The sequence below is a fragment of the Microbulbifer sp. MCCC 1A16149 genome (genome assembly GCF_050368945.1).
In the GTDB taxonomy this organism is placed as follows: Bacteria; Pseudomonadota; Gammaproteobacteria; order Pseudomonadales; family Cellvibrionaceae; genus Microbulbifer.
This window is the reverse complement of record NZ_CP185959.1, coordinates 1,973,226-1,988,495: the sequence shown is the minus strand read 5'-3', so window position 1 is coordinate 1,988,495 and position 15,270 is coordinate 1,973,226. Positions and strand designations below refer to the sequence as shown.

Here is a 15,270-nt window from a genome sequence, read left to right as displayed (position 1 = left end):
GTGGCGTGGCGGATAAAAGACCGTCAGATCATCTGCAGGCACTCGGGAACACGTCTCTGCCTCTATTCTAGAGGGAAACTCTCAGCACGAAATAAACGGCAATGAAACCTGTCGCGTTGAACAGTACGGGCACTGGATATGGCTGATGTCATTGCCAGCGGGGATCCGATCGGCCTAATTTCCGAGGTCCACGGGCCTGTGGTGGTTATTCGCTGTGACACGCTACCGGCATTGCGTCAGGCGCTGAGTGCAGCCGTCGATCACGAAACCTACCTGTTTGAAGTGCATCAGCACGTGGATCAGCACCACGTACGCGCCATAACCCTGCACCGGACTGCGGGATTAAGACGGGGGCTGCCGGTTTTCGATACCGGCGCGCCACTGCATATTCCGGCGACGCCGGACTGCCTGGGGCGTCTGCTGAACATTTTTGGCGAGCCTCTGGACGGCGGTGCGCCCCTGAATGCGCGGGAATTCCGCAATATTCACACCGCCCCGGTACCGCTCTGGGATGTGGTGGGCACCGGAGAGATCCTGCAGACCGGGATCAAGGTCATCGACCTGCTATGTCCCTTTGTACGCGGCGGTAAAACTGGCCTGTTCGGTGGCGCCGGAGTGGGCAAAACGGTACTGGTAATGGAGTTCATGCACGCGGTGGCGTCATTGCACAGAGGCGTATCGGTGTTTGCCGGTGTTGGGGAGCGCATCCGCGAGGGCCATGAGCTGTGGCACGAAATGCGCGAAGCCGGCGTGATGGAACAGACGCTGATGTGCTTCGGGCAGATGGATGAATCCCCTGGCGTGCGCTTTCGCATCGGTCTTTCCGCGCTTGCCTACGCGGAATACCTGCGCGACACCATGCAGAAGGAAGTACTGTTCGTGATGGACAATATCTTCCGCTTTGTGCAGGCGGGCAGTGAGATATCCAGCTTGCTCGGCCGAATGCCCGCCACCGTGGGCTACCAGCCCACACTGATCAGTGAAGTGGCAGAGTTGCAGGAGCGGATTCTCTCCACCCGCGAGGGCGCTGTCACCGCGGTGCAGGCGGTATATGTACCTGCGGACGACATGACGGACCCGGCAGTGAGTGCCATTTTCAGCCATCTGGATTCCTCGGTTGTGTTGTCGCGGGCACAGGCCGGAAAGGGAATCTACCCGGCGGTGGAACCGCTACTTTCCAGCAGCCGGATGATGGACCGTCATACCCTCGGGGACCGCCACTATGCGGTGGCGGAGGGCGTGCGTGAACACCTGGCCCGCTACCGTGAGCTGGAAGACATTATCGCGATGCTGGGAATCGAAGAGCTTTCCTCCCATGATCGCCTGATCGTGCAGCGCGCGCGCAAGCTGCAGCGTTACCTTACCCAACCTTTTCAGGTCATCACCTCGCAGACCGGGATGTCCGGCGTATCTGTGCCGCTGGAAACTACCCTCGATGATTGCGAGGGCTTTCTTCGCGGCGACTACGACGACGTCTCTGAAGAGGGCTGCTATATGCGGGGCGGTATGGGAGACAAACCGCGGTGAATACATTCACTTTGGAATTGCTCGCGGCTACCGAGCAGCAGCGGATCGATGGCGTGGTGTCCTTCGTAGGCGAAGATGCATCCGGCAGCTTCGGTCTTATGGCCGGGCACGAGCGGTCACTGACGGTGTTGCTATTTGGTCTGGCGCGCTTTCGCCGTGTAGACAACGGGTGGCAGTATCTGGCGCTCCCCGGAGGGCTACTCTATTTTGTCGATAGCCACCTGCAAATATGTACCCGGCACTATCTGATCGATAGCGACTACGAACGAATCTCCATGACCCTGCAACAGCAGTTGCTCGCCGAGGAGCGCGAGTTGCACAAGATAAAGGAAGGGCTGCGTCGCATGGAGGAATCGGTACTGCGTCGACTTTGGGAACTAGGCCGACCAGGTGGGGAATAAACCACACACAATGGAATGCTATGGCCGGTGATAGAAGGAATCGAGACGAAGAGCTGCGGGAACAGGTGACGCGCCAGGCCAAAAGAATGAAGCAGGCCGAGCACGACCGCCGTACTCTGCTGGCGCAAACAATTTATATCGGCACCCTGGGGCTGGTATTCGTGTTACCGGTGGTGGCGGGGGCCTACCTGGGGCGCTGGATCGACGAACTTGCCGAGGGCTACTCCACCCGCTGGACCCTCAGCCTGATTTTTCTCGGTGTGGTGGTAGGTGGCGTCAATGTCTATCTGCTGATCAGGGAGTGAGGCTAAATCCGGTGAATGGCGGTGAACTGTCTCCAGCAGTCGTTTTTCATATCGGTCCGTTGCATTTCACCGCTACGGCGCTGACCACACTGGGTATTGTCGCAGTACTCGGGCTATTGGCATGGCTGCTCAGCAAGCATTTGCAGGATCAGCCCGGTGCGCTGCAAACGACTGCAGAAGCCGTGTATGTGGCGATGGAAGATGCAGTGCGCGCGGTGGCTCCTGATCACGTAAAGCTGCTGCTGCCATTTATTGGCACCTTATGGATTTTCTTGGTGGTGGCCAACCTCACCGGGCTGATTCCCGGACTGCATTCTCCCACGCGGGACCTTTCCGCCACTGCGGCGCTGGCAATACTGGTATTTCTCTCGGTGCACTGGTTCGGTATTCGCGATCAGGGCCTGCGCCGCTATCTGCGTCACTACGTTACGCCAAATCCTATACTGCTACCGTTCCATGTACTCAGTGAGATTACCCGTACTGTTGCGTTGGCGGTGCGTTTGTTCGGCAACATGATGAGCCTGGAAATGGCGGCTTTGCTCGTCCTGCTGGTGGCGGGCTTTCTCGCTCCAATCCCGATACTCATGTTGCACATCATTGAGGCCCTGGTGCAGGCGTACATTTTCGGCATGCTTGCGCTGATCTATGTGGCCGGCGGCCTGCAATTGCAGCAGCTCAAACAGGCATCGCAAGGGCAAGATTAAAATAGGAGAGAAGCGTGAGTGATATGACCTGGTTTTCAGGACTTTCCACGGTCGCTGCCGTCATCGGTATTGCCATCGGCGTACTCGGTCCGGCCTTTGCCATGGGACGTGCCATCAGCAGCGCTCTGGAGGCCATGGCGCGACAACCTGAAGCGGAAAAGTCCATTATGCGGACCCTGTTTATCGGCCTGGCGATGATCGAGTCTCTGGCCATATACGTACTGGTCATCATTCTCATCGTGTTGTTCCGCAACCCGTTACTGGAATACATCGCCAAAGGGTAGGGGAGGGACGCGCCCCATGGAACTCAACTGGACGACTTTTCTGCTCGAAATTCTCAATTTCCTGGTATTGCTGTGGCTGCTCAAGCGCTTTTTCTACAAGCCGCTACAGGCTGCGATTGCACGCCGCCAGTCAGCGATACAGCATCAGCTAAACGAAGCACAAACAATGAAGGCGGATGCGCAACAATTGCAGCAAGCCTATAAAAAGGATCTTGCGGCAATCGAACAACGGCGAGAAGAGGCGCGGGAAAAATTACAGCGTGAGCTCAATGACGAGCGGGAGAAACAGGAAAAGCAACTGGCAGACTTGCTACAACACCAACGGCAGAAGGCCGAAGTGGTCGACCGGCGTCAGCTGCGGGAGCAGCAGCGGCAGCAGGAGCAGCAGGCGCTGGAGCAGGGAAGCCGCTTTGCCACGCGTCTGCTTCAGGCGGGCGCGGGGCCGGAGCTCGAATCGCGCTTGCTGGAACTGTTGCTCGATGAACTGCGCAAGTTACCACCCGAGCGGCGTGCGTCACTGCAGCAATACATTTCCGAGCAGCACGGCTCCGTGGATGTGGTAAGCGCCTTTCCCTTGTCCGCGGAGGATCGTGGGCGGGTTAACGACACCCTCAACGAATTATTTGAAAGTGAGGTGCCCAGTCACTTTCTGGAAGATTCCGAGTTGATGGCGGGGTTGCGTATTGCCATTGGTCCCTGGGTACTGGGCGCCAACCTGCATGATGAGCTGGAGGCGTTTGCCCGCCTGGAAACGGCGGTTTCCAATGAGTGACAGTCTGCTGGACCGCCGGGAAGACTGGCTTGAAAACTATCGGCCGCAGCTGCGCATGCACGAGCAGGGGCGTGTGGTATCCGTAGGGGACGGGATCGCCTGGGTTGCGGGTTTGCCTACTGCGGCCATGGACGATCTGCTGGACTTTGATGACGGTAGCCGGGGACTGGTGTTCGACCTGACCGGTGATCTTGTAGGGGCGATTTTACTGGAGGAAACGCCGGATCTCACCGCCGGAACCACCGCGCGTCTGCGGGGGAAACCGCTGGGGATTGCCGTCGGCGACGCACTGCTCGGGCGGATCGTTGATCCCCTCGGCAATCCCCTGGACGACGGTGGCGTGCCTGAGTGCAGTGGCTGGCGGCCAATGGATCAGGGCTCCCCCGGTATTGTTGCGCGGGATTTTGTCAGTCAGCCGCTTTACACCGGCAGCAAGGTATTGGACACCCTGATTCCTATCGGCCGCGGTCAGCGGCAGTTACTGGTGGGCGACGAGGGACTGGGGCGCAGTTCGCTCGCTTTGGATACGGTGATCAACCAGCGTGGACAAAGAGTGCATTGTGTCTATGTGCTGATTGGGCAGAAGCGCTCAGCGGTGGTGAATGCCATTGAACTGCTTCGGGACTATGGTGCATTGGATTACACAACGCTGGTGGTGGCGGAGGCGAGCGCGCTGCCCGGTCTGCAGCATCTGGCACCGTTTGCCGGGTGCAGTATTGCCGAATACTGGATGCGAAAGGGATTACATACCCTGGTGGTGTACGATGACCTTTCCACCCATGCGAAGAATTACCGCCAGCTTTCGCTGCTATTGCGGCGGCCACCGGGGCGAGAGGCCTATCCCGGCGATATTTTTTCCGTGCATGCGAGCCTGCTGGAACGGGCCACCTGTCTCAATTCGGCCAATGGTGGCGGTAGCATGACGGCGCTGCCCATTATCGAGACCCAGCAGGGCGAAATTGCCGCCTACATACCCACCAACCTGATCTCCATAACCGATGGCCAGGTGTACCTGGACCGCGAGCTTTTTGCCGGCGGTTTCCGCCCGGCGATCGATATCGGCAAGTCCGTCTCCCGTATTGGCGGTCGCGCACAGCATCCGGCGATCAAAAAGGAGGCGGGAAGAATGAAGCTCGACTACCTGCAGTTTCTGGAGCTGGAAATGTTCACCCGCTTTGGCGCCAAACTGGAAGAAAGCATGGAGAAGGCGATTCATCGCGGACGCATACTGCGTGAGCTTTTGAAGCAGGAACGGCTATCACCGTTGCCGATCGAGTTCCAGCTCGCGTGGATGGTGGCGTTTAACGATGGCCTACTGGACACACTGGCCCCGGAGCAGGTGGCCAAACACATGCAGAAATTACAGCGGCTTGTGGCGAGATCCGGGTTGAGTCTGGAAGATGAGCGCGGCCAGTGGCACAGCCAGGTGCAGCGTTGCCTCGGGACAGAGGCTGGCAGCCAGGAAAGTGTATGAGCCGGCGCCGGGAACTATTACATCAGTGCAAAAAACTGGGGGAGGCGCGGGAGATTGTCTCCTCGATGAAATCCCTGGCGTTTATGGAAAGCCGCCGTCTGGACAATTTTCTGGGCATACAGCGGCAGGTGGTGCAGACAATGGAATCGGCCGCCGCGGACTTTCTGCAGTTCCACCCGCAAACGCTGCCGCAAACGCTGCAAAGTACCGACGCATCCGGTATGCCACCCCGGCACCTGTTCCTGGTCCTGGGGTCCGAGCGCGGCTTTTGTGGCAACTTTAACGAAAGCCTTGTAGACGCGCTGAATGGCACTGTTATTGAGAAGCGTGAGAAACACGAAGATATCGGCGTGATCGCCTGCGGACAAAAGCTCCACGGCAGACTGGAAGGGCATCCACAGTTGATCACCGGCGTCGAAGGTGCTGCAGTACTCGACGAGGTCGCCGGGGCCTTGAACAGACTGGTGGATACGCTGAACGAGCTTCAGCGCGGCGAAAGCGCGCTCACTTTAACGGTGCTTTATCACGACCCGGAACAGGAATCCGTGGTCGTTCGCGACCTGCTGCCCCCGTTCCAGCAATTGACGCGCCGCAATAAGAAATTGAACGGACCGCCCCAATTGAATCTCTCTCCCACACAATTTTTGCTGGCGCTTGTCGATCAGTACCTGTTTGCCACGCTACACGAGATACTCTACGTCTCACTGATGGCGGAGAACCTGCAGCGCATGCAACATCTGGAAGGCGCGGTGCGCTATCTCGATCAAAACCTCGATTTTCTCGGACGCCGGGGCAACCAGCTGCGGCAGGAAGAGATTATCGAGGAAATCGAAGTCATATTGCTCAGTGCGACCAGTGTCGAGCCACCGAAGGTGGATAGAGAAGCTGACTAACTGTGGGAATCCCGGATGACAAGTAACCCGCCCGGATGAAGTGCGGTAAACCTTTTAAAGCAGCAGTTGCGGAAAGAACAGCATGGAAATGCCGAGTAAGAGCATCACTAACCCGCTGACACATTTAAGCCAGCGTCCGCTACGCTCGGATAATTTCCGGCTGCCGAGGGCCATTACCGCAAGGGTTACCATCAGCGCGTCATCCGCGATATAGGCAAGGATATATAGCCCCAGGTAACCGTAATAGGCGGGGCCACTCAGATCATGTTGTGCGAGGACCGCGGTATAGATCGCCGGTAGGCCGGCGGTACATAGCAGCTCGATAAAGTTAACCAGCACGGCGAGTAGCGCGACGCCAATCATCGAAGCGAGAAGCCTGTCCGCGCGCAGTACATTGCGTACCCGCGCATAAACCCCCGGTTTGGCGGATTCAGGAATGGCCAGGGTGTACCTGCGGTGACCGTCGAAAAAGTCTCGCAGGTTCACGAGTCCGATGGCGATGGCAATGCCTGCCAGCAGCCACCGCAGCCACTGGGAAAACCCCACCAGCAAAAACAGATTGAGCCAGGCCGCCATAAAGGCGTAGTAGATGGCACCGCTGACGAATACAAACGTCCCAGCGATCAGTGCCATTCGGCGCCGGTCCTGTAACCGCACCAGAATAGACAACAGGAACAGCAGTACCCACATGGCGCAGGGATTGAACCCATCCACCAGTCCGAGCGCAATGGTGAACAGTGGGAGGCCGAGCCGGTCGGCACTCAGGCCGCCAAACTCGACCTCTTCAGTCTTTCCCGGCGGTGCGGTGCCTCCCTCGATCAGTCGTTCCAGTTTAGGCCCGGTGTCTCCCGCGCTGACAAACCCCACCAAAACGCGCCCCTCGACGACGAAGGTCGGCACGCCCGGGGGCCACTCGTCGACACGGCGGGAGTGTCTTTCAAGATCCTCTGCCGCTCGCGGGTCTGTATCCAGGGAGCGGTAGACGATCCGCAGGTTTGGATACCGCTTTTTAAGGCGCGGCAGATATTGTTTGGCATCCGCGCAATGGGGACAGCCGTCGCGGACGAAGACCTCAAGTGTCTTTGAGGGGCTTGAGGGCGCATCCGCCAGTGCAGCTGTCGGTGACAGCGATACTGTGAACAGAGGCGGCAGAAATATTGTCAGTATCCACAGCCATCGTATTGTTGCGGTATTCATCAATAGTCTTTTGCTTATGTCGGAGCATACAGTGCTAAATAAAAACCATAGTCATTGCTGTGTGTCACTGAGGGTAAAATAGAGTTCCTCTTCCTGGGCAAAGTGCAGGCGTACGATGGCGATCAGGCTCAGTAGAATGCGCCGCAGCTCCTGTACCTGTAGTTCATCCGGCGGTTCTTCAGCGAAGTCTGCCGCCAGCTGTTCGTAGCGGTGGGCGAGACGGAAGATCTCGCGATGGGTGTGACTCATTGCCCCCATCGGATCAAATCCGCGGACCATCTTTGCCAGTGCGGGGTACAGTTTCTCCTCATCCTCGCGCTCGTGGGGTAACAGTTGCTCACGGATTACCGAGGCCGCGGTCTGAATTTCCGTATTGAGCGCCTTGTGGTTGTCGTTATTGTTGCTGGCGCTGCCGTTAAAAAAGTGGCCCGCGGCTTCAAGGCGATCAAGGACCGGTTGCAGTTCACTGTGCTGGCGTTGCAGGTGCGCGGCGAGCCCCGTGGGCAGCCGGGCCTCCGGTTCGTTGTCTGGTGGCGGGCGCAGGGCGCGCAAGGCGTTGAGGATGACGGCGACGTCAATCCCTTCCTGTACCAGAGCGCCGAGTACCGGTGGTAAATACCCGAATGCGGCCACGATCATTGCCAACACCGATAATGCCATGCCGGCCACGACACTTTGCACGGCAATTTGACGGCCACGACGGGCAATACCCAAACCTCTTGGCAGACAATCGAGTCGGTCCACCAGCAGCACCACATCGGCGGCTTCCGCGGATGCGCCAGCACCGCGGGCCCCCATGGCAATACCCACATCGGCGGCCGCCAAAGCGGGCGCATCATTGACCCCATCGCCCACCATGCCGGTGTTGCCGCGCCGGCACTCGGATTTGACCGCCGCCACTTTATCGGCGGGCGATCGCTCGGCGAGCACAGCATCAAATCCCAGGGACAGTGCCACGGTCTCTGCCACGTCCTGGCGATCACCGCTTAGCATCACGGTGCGCCGAATACCCGCGCGATGCAGTGCCCGCAATGCCCGCGGGGTATCGAGGCGGATCTGATCCGCAAGCAACAGTAGCCCGGCCATGCGCTCGTCGATACGGACGAAAGCACCGGATAGACCGCGCTGGGCCATGTGTCGCAGACGAGCCTTGGTCCAACTGTCGCTAGTGCCTCCCTCCAGAATCAGCGCCAGACTACCCACTGCAACGGAGTGCCCTTCGACTTCTCCGGTAAGACCTTCGCCAGGCTCTTCCTTGACCTTGTCCGGAATACTGAGGGTGAGATTCCTGCGCCGGGCCTCCGCCACCAGGGACTGTGCCGTGCTGTGCTGGGATACCTGGTCCAGTGAGGCGGCCAGGCGCAATACTTCGTCGGGAGGAAAGCCCTCAGTGGCATCTATACCGACCAGCTGGGGGCGTCCCGTGGTAAGTGTGCCGGTTTTGTCGAACAGCAGGTTCTGAATATCCGCCAGCTGCTCCAGCGCGGTGCCATTCTTGATCAGGATGCCGCGCTTGGCGGCCTGGGATATGGCAGCGATGATGGCCACCGGTGCTGCGAGAATAAGCGGGCAGGGTGTCGCCACCACCAGCACGGCAAGCGCGCGTACCGGGTCGCCCGAAATCCACCAGGCCGCGCCAGCCAGAACCAGAACCGGCGGGATAAACCAGAGCGCATAGCGATCCGCGAGGCGGGTAAAGGGCGCTTTGCTGGCCTGGGCTTCAGCGACCATACGGACGATGCCGGCATAGGTACTGTGCTCGGCGGTTTTCAATGCCTGTAGTTCCAGTGGACTACCGGCGTTGATGACCCCGCTCAAAAGCTGGTCGCCACGGGATCGGCGACGGGGTTTCGACTCCCCGGTGACCGCGGACTCGTCCAGATCTGCGGTATCGGAGATCAACAGTCCATCCACCGGCACCACTTCCCCCGGTTTTACAATCAGTAGATCCCCTACCTGGACGGCGTTTGCTGGAATTTCTTCGAGAGTGGAACCTTCCTCAGGATAGGCACCTGATTTTGCTTCAGACTGGATGCGACGGTGCGCAACACGCGGGGTGCGCTCTACCAGCGCCGAAAGCTCCCGCCGCGCACGTCCGGCGGAATACTCCTCCAGGGCCCGGCCGCTGGCAAACATAAAGGCGATGACCGCCCCGGCCAGATGTTCAGATAGTGCCAGGGCGGCGATCATGGTCAGCAGCGCCAGCAGGTCCACTCCCGCCTGTCGCTGGGCGATGGCACGTAGCGTGTCCACCGTGGCGACCGCCAGCATCAGCACCACGGCGGCAATCCATGGCAGGGCCGGATCGGCGCCAAGCATCCAGGCCACGCCACCGGTCGCGAGCAGCAGGGCGATCACCAACACCAGTGCCATATGAAAATAGCGCTTCAGGTTTTCCATGAACGCGGTGTCAGTAGCCGGCGAGCTGGGCCGGTCCGAAGAGTATTGTTCGGCAGAAGAACTTCGAGTCATAAGGGGAAGTATATGTTCGGCGTGGTGCTATTTTTGCAAGTACTGGATGCCTTCTGCTGTCTTTTACTCGTATAGCAAAATCAGAATGACCAATCCCGATTCCGACCATTTGGCCCCATGGCATAACCTGACTGCAGCGGAAGTCTCGACACGCCTCGACAGCGGGCGGGCGGGATTGAAGAATACCGAAGCTTCCCGCCGCCTTGACCAATACGGTGCCAATACCCTGCCGCAACCGCAGCTCACTGGATTCGCGCGCCTATTCATTCGTCAGTTTATCAGTCCACTGATCTATGTATTACTCGCGGCGATGGTGGTATCCCTTATTGCCGGCAAACTCGCTGACGCATCTTTTATCGGTTTAATCCTGTTGCTGAATGCGCTGATCGGAGCTCTGCAGGAAAACCATGCCAATCGCAGTGCGCAGGCCCTGCGTAACTTAATGATCATTCGTGCACGGGTCGTGCGTGACGGTAAGGTGTCAGAGGTCTCCGCGGAGAATCTGGTACCGGGTGACCAGGTATTGTTAAGTTCCGGCGATCGGGTTCCCGCAGATATGCGGCTGCTGGAAGCGGCTGGCCTGGAGGTGGACGAGTCGGTACTCACCGGAGAATCTCTGCCGGTGCTCAAAAATAGCGAATTGATTTGCGATCCGGCCTCGCCGATCGCAGAGCGGGGCAATCTTTGCTTTGCGGGTACTCTCGTGGCCGCCGGGCGCGGCCGCGCCCTGGTGACGGCCACGGGGTTGCAGACCGAAATGGGCAAGTTGAGCCAGACCATGGAGGCGGCGCACTCGGCCAAGCCCCCTCTGTTTCAGCGCATCGAGCGTTTCAGCAAAAAGCTGACCATTGCATTGCTGGTAGCTGTCGCGTTACTGGCGGCGATCGAGCTTGCCCGCCACACGGATCCGTTGGTGATATTTATGACGGCGGTGGCCCTCGCCGTGTCTGCGATTCCCGAGGGACTGCCGATGGCGCTGACCCTGGTGCTTTCCGTCGGCACTCGGCGCATGGTCAAGCGTCACGTTATTGTGCGCAAACTGGTAGCGGTAGAGAGTTTGGGTTCCTGCACCGTGATCGCCACCGACAAGACCGGCACCTTGACCGAGAACCATCTGACCGCTCGTAAAGTGGTTTTCTGTGACGACGTTAGTGTCACCATTGACGGGGGCAAATTGCCATCCGCTCTTGAATTTCCTCAGCACGGCGATGCCCGTGTGACACGTCTCGCCACAGTGGCCGCGCTGTGCAACGAGGCTGAATTGCGCCCTCTGGAGAATGGCGAATGGCACAGCAGTGGCGATGCCGTGGATCAGGCCCTGCTGGTGATGGCGCACAAAGTCGGATTGACGCGCCGAGGGTTGGAAACGCACTGGCCGGAGCAGGCACAGATACACTATGAGCCCGCACTCGGTTTTGCTGCCACGCTCCACGTAAACGCGCAGAATCAAGGTACATTGATTTGCGTGAAAGGCGCGTTGGAAAAACTGCTGCCAATGTGCAACCGCATGGCCACTGTTGATGGCGACATGCCGCTGGACGCGGAGCAGGCGCTGTCTGCGATGGCGCGTCTTGCCGAGCAGGGCGCGCGCGTCCTGGCTTTTGCCGATGGTGAGGGCAGCGCGTCAGATCAGTTTGTACCGGAGAGCCTCCACGGGCTTTGTCTGCTCGGCCTGGTTGGGATGTTTGATCCACTGCGCCCGGGAGCCGCGGCCGCGGTGGCCGAGTGTCGGGCGGCGGGAATTCACGTGTGCATGCTTACCGGAGATCATCCGCGCACGGCGCTTGCTATAGCGCAGGAACTGAAGCTCACGGACAGCGGTGACAAACCGGTGAGCGGAGTTGATCTTGCCAGTGCGGAAGCGCAGGGGCCATCGACGCTGGATGCACTTACCGCGGATACCCGGGTTTACGCGCGGGTATCACCTGAACAGAAGCTCACCATCGTCCAGTCGCTGCAGCGTCAGGGACAGTTTGTTGCCGTGACCGGTGACGGCGTGAATGACGCACCGGCACTGAGTAGCGCGCACGTGGGCGTGGCCATGGGGGAGCAGGGCACAGAAGTCGCAAAAGAATCTGCCGACCTGTTGTTGACCGATGATAATTTCACTTCGGTGGTGGCGGGTGTCGAGGAGGGGCGGATTGCGTACCAGAATATCCGCAAGGTGATCTTTTTCCTTATTTCCACTGGTGCTGCCGAAGTGGTGCTGTTTGTTCTCAGCACGACCTTCGCGATGCCCCTGCCGCTGACAGCGGTGCAGCTACTTTGGCTGAACCTGGTCACCAACAGCATCCAGAGTGTGGGGCTCGCGCTGGAGCCGGGTGAAGGCGATGAGATGCGCAGACCACCGCGACCGCCGCAGGAATCGCTGTTCAACCCGGTGATGTTGCGCCGCGTGCTGGTATCGGGCGTGGTGATGGGCGGGCTCGCGTTCATCAGTTTTTACTGGCTACTGCAGCAAGGCTGGGAAGTGGAAACAGCGCGTAACAGTGTCCTGTTGTTGATGGTGTTGTTTGAAAATGTACAGGTATTCAATAGCCGCTCAGAGAGCCGATCCATCTTTCGCCAGCCATTTTTTTCCAACCCGATTTTGCTGCTGGGCACCCTGGTCGCGCAGGGTATTCACATCCTGTGTCTGTATTCACCGCTAATGCAGGAGGTACTTGGAGTATCTCCGGTAAGTTTAAGTCAGTGGGGCGTATTGCTGTCGATTGCCCTTGTGCAGGTAGTAGCAATGGAGCTTTTGCTGCGTTTTAACCGTTGGAAAGCGTCACCGTGACTATCTGTTTTGCCGTTCGATCGCTGCGACCTTCTCAATAGTCCGCAGCAGCGCATCCGGGCTGAGGCTGATGGAGTCGATACCCAGGTGCACCAGATACTCGGCAACCTCGGGGTAGTTGGAAGGCGCTTCACCACAGATACCCGCAGGAATGCCGTTACGTTTCGCGCCTTCGACTGCCTGACGTATCATCTCGTACACGCCGGGATCCCGCTCATCGAAATCAAACGCGACGATGTCCGAGTCGCGGTCGACACCGAGAACCAGCTGGGTCAGGTCATTGGAGCCAATGGAAATTCCATCAAACAGCTGACTAAATGCATCAATCTGCACGACGTTGTTCGGAATTTCGCACATCACATAAACCTGCAGGTCATCTGATCCTTGTTTAAGGCCGTGTTGTGCCATGGCTTCCAGAACCTGCTCTCCCTCAGGGATGCGGCGACAGAATGGGATCATCACCTTGATATTGGTGAACCCCATGGTTTCCCTGGCACGTTTGAGAGCGGCGCATTCCAGCGCGAATCCATCCGCGTATGCCTTGTGCGCATAGCGGGACGCGCCACGGAAACCCAGCATGGGATTTTCTTCGTGAGGTTCGAAGGCACTGCCGCCAATCAGGCGCGCATATTCGTTAGTCTTGAAATCCGAGGTACGTACGATGACAGGGCGTGGATAGAAGGCTGCGGCGATGGTACCGATGCCTTCAGATAGCTTCTCGATAAAATACTCCGCGCCACTTGCGTTGTTAGCGGTGAGCGATTCGATAGCTTTACGCGCTTCTTCATCTTCGACCCTCTCCGGGCAGGCCAGTGCCATGGGGTGAACCTTGATGTGCTCGTTGACGATAAACTCCATGCGCGCAAGTCCGACCCCGTCACAGGGCAGTGCACTCAGGCGGAAGGCCTGCTCGGGGCTACCGAGATTGATCATCATTTTTGTCGCTGTCTGCGGTACCTGATCGAGCTCTACAGTGTTCACCTCAAAGGGTATTTCACCCTGGTAAATCCGCCCGACATCCCCCTCCGCGCAACTGATGGTCACTTTTTCACCGTCGGATAGTGCGTGCTCGTCACCAATACCGACTACAGCGGGAATTCCGAACTCCCGGGCCACGATGGCAGCATGACAGGTGCGTCCACCGCGCTCGGTGACCAGTGCCGCGGCGCGGCGCATCGCCGGCCCCCAGTCGGGGCTGGTACTTTCAGCGAACAGTATCTCGCCTTGCTGGAATGACGCCAATTGGGTGGCATCGCTGACCCGCCGCATCTTACCCGTACCTATACCGGTGCCGATAGCGCGCCCGCTGGCAAGCAGGGTGCTCTTGTCAGGTTTCTGCGGAAAGTGGTAGCGCTTTAGCTGGTTGTGTGGCTTTTGTGAGGCGACGGTCTCCGGCCGTGCCTGCAACAGGTAAAGCTGGCCGTCGTCGCCGTCTTTCGCCCACTCCAGATCCATGGGGCAGGGAGCGCCACGCTTTTCGCTGTAGTGTTTCTCCGCGGTAATCGCGTAGTGTGCGAGGGTGAGAATTTCGTCGTCGCTAAGACTGAAGCGCGTGCGATCGGCTTCCGGTGTTTCAATGTTGTGTACGGCTTGGTTATTCAGATCCTGGTCACAGATCATGGTCTGCTGTTTGGCACCCAGTTGCCTGCGCAGCACACAGCGGTATCCGGCCTCGTAGGTGGGTTTGTGTACATAAAATTCATCCGGATCGACCGTGCCCTGTACGATATTTTCCCCGAGACCATAGGCAGACGTGACAAACACCACATCGCGGAAGCCGCTGTCGGTATCCAGAGAAAACATAACGCCACTGGCCGCCATATCCGCCCGTGCCATTTTCATCACAGCGATCGCGAGCGATACCTTGAAGTGATCGTAACCGTTGCGCTCGCGGTAGCTGATCGCGCGGGCGGTAAACAGGGATGCGAAGCAACGTCGGCAGGACTCGAGCAGGCCATCGCAGTCACCGATATTCAGGAAGCTGTCGTGCTGTCCCGCAAAGCTCGCATCCGGTAAGTCTTCCGCGGTGGCGGAACTACGCACGGCGAGACGCAGGCTATCGCCATATTCCTCACGCAACTTTGTGTAGGCATCGCGGATTTCCCGGATAAGGGGATCGGGTAGGCCTGCCGCATACACGATTTTGCGAGCTTTGCTGGCGATCCTGTCCAGTTCGTTATTGTCGGCATCGGAAAGCCCTGTCAGTAGCTCGCGCAACGGCCTCCAGGCGTGGGCATTGTCGAGTACCGCGCGGTAAGCACTGGCATTGATCGCAAACCCATTGGGTACGCGAATCCCGTGCGGGGTTAGCGCCCGATACATTTCCCCGAGCGAGGCCGTTTTGCCGCCCACATCAGCGATATCATCGAGCCCAATATCCTGGAACCAGCGAATGTAGTGATGCGCTTGCATATGAATTCGACCTTCTGAACTTGTCTCTGTTTTCAACCTGGATTGCGATG

At 58.6% G+C, this 15,270-nt stretch carries 12 protein-coding genes; 9 read left to right on the top strand and 3 right to left on the bottom strand.

What is annotated here, in order from left to right; all coding sequences use genetic code 11:
* Window positions 1–138: 138 nt before the first annotated feature.
* Genes atpD through ACONT6_RS08425 form a run of 8 tightly spaced genes read left to right on the top strand, consistent with a single transcriptional unit; the run spans window position 139 to window position 6,360 of the window.
* Window positions 139–1,527 (top strand): F0F1 ATP synthase subunit beta, encoded by a 1,389-nt coding sequence (atpD, locus tag ACONT6_RS08460; protein ID WP_428821276.1) that lies wholly within the window; start codon window positions 139–141, stop codon window positions 1,525–1,527.
* Complete coding sequence (locus ACONT6_RS08455) at window positions 1,524–1,928, top strand: F0F1 ATP synthase subunit epsilon (protein ID WP_428821275.1); 405 nt, start codon at window positions 1,524–1,526, stop codon at window positions 1,926–1,928. The genes atpD and ACONT6_RS08455 overlap by 4 nt, the downstream gene beginning before the upstream one ends.
* Window positions 1,929–1,948: 20 nt before the next feature.
* Entirely contained in the window at window positions 1,949–2,233 is a 285-nt protein-coding gene (locus ACONT6_RS08450; protein WP_428821274.1) for an AtpZ/AtpI family protein, read from the top strand.
* Entirely contained in the window at window positions 2,230–2,937 is a 708-nt protein-coding gene (locus ACONT6_RS08445) for a F0F1 ATP synthase subunit A (RefSeq protein WP_428821273.1), read from the top strand. Before ACONT6_RS08450 ends, ACONT6_RS08445 begins: the two co-directional genes overlap by 4 nt.
* Window positions 2,938–2,960: 23 nt before the next feature.
* Window positions 2,961–3,221, top strand: coding sequence for an ATP synthase F0 subunit C (gene atpE, locus ACONT6_RS08440; protein WP_239692627.1), 261 nt, complete (start codon window positions 2,961–2,963; stop codon window positions 3,219–3,221).
* A gap of 16 nt (window positions 3,222–3,237) precedes the next feature.
* Window positions 3,238–3,993 (top strand): F0F1 ATP synthase subunit delta, encoded by a 756-nt coding sequence (locus ACONT6_RS08435; RefSeq protein WP_428821272.1) that lies wholly within the window; start codon window positions 3,238–3,240, stop codon window positions 3,991–3,993.
* Window positions 3,986–5,467 carry a F0F1 ATP synthase subunit alpha gene (locus tag ACONT6_RS08430; RefSeq protein ID WP_428821271.1) on the top strand — a complete coding sequence of 494 codons (1,482 nt, stop codon included), beginning with the start codon at window positions 3,986–3,988 and terminating at the stop codon, window positions 5,465–5,467. The genes ACONT6_RS08435 and ACONT6_RS08430 overlap by 8 nt, the downstream gene beginning before the upstream one ends.
* A complete protein-coding gene (locus tag ACONT6_RS08425; RefSeq protein WP_428821270.1) occupies window positions 5,464–6,360 on the top strand; it encodes a F0F1 ATP synthase subunit gamma in 897 nt (298 codons plus the stop codon). Before ACONT6_RS08430 ends, ACONT6_RS08425 begins: the two co-directional genes overlap by 4 nt.
* 54 nt (window positions 6,361–6,414) lie before the next feature.
* On the opposite strand, the gene ACONT6_RS08420 is transcribed toward ACONT6_RS08425, so the two are convergent.
* Together ACONT6_RS08420 and ACONT6_RS08415 are read right to left on the bottom strand one after the other, a co-directional pair.
* Window positions 6,415–7,557, bottom strand: coding sequence for a glutaredoxin domain-containing protein (locus tag ACONT6_RS08420; RefSeq protein WP_428821269.1), 1,143 nt, complete (start codon window positions 7,555–7,557; stop codon window positions 6,415–6,417).
* 51 nt (window positions 7,558–7,608) lie between these two features.
* A complete protein-coding gene (locus ACONT6_RS08415; RefSeq protein ID WP_428821268.1) occupies window positions 7,609–9,957 on the bottom strand; it encodes a heavy metal translocating P-type ATPase in 2,349 nt (782 codons plus the stop codon).
* Window positions 9,958–10,114: 157 nt separating this feature from the next.
* Here ACONT6_RS08415 and ACONT6_RS08410 point away from each other — a divergent pair, with 157 nt between their 5' ends.
* Window positions 10,115–12,808 carry a cation-translocating P-type ATPase gene (locus ACONT6_RS08410; protein ID WP_428821267.1) on the top strand — a complete coding sequence of 898 codons (2,694 nt, stop codon included), beginning with the start codon at window positions 10,115–10,117 and terminating at the stop codon, window positions 12,806–12,808.
* On the opposite strand, the gene ppsA is transcribed toward ACONT6_RS08410, so the two are convergent.
* Window positions 12,809–15,220: a phosphoenolpyruvate synthase gene (gene ppsA / locus ACONT6_RS08405; protein WP_428821266.1), complete on the bottom strand. Its 2,412-nt coding sequence runs from the start codon at window positions 15,218–15,220 to the stop codon at window positions 12,809–12,811.
* Window positions 15,221–15,270: the final 50 nt, after the last annotated feature.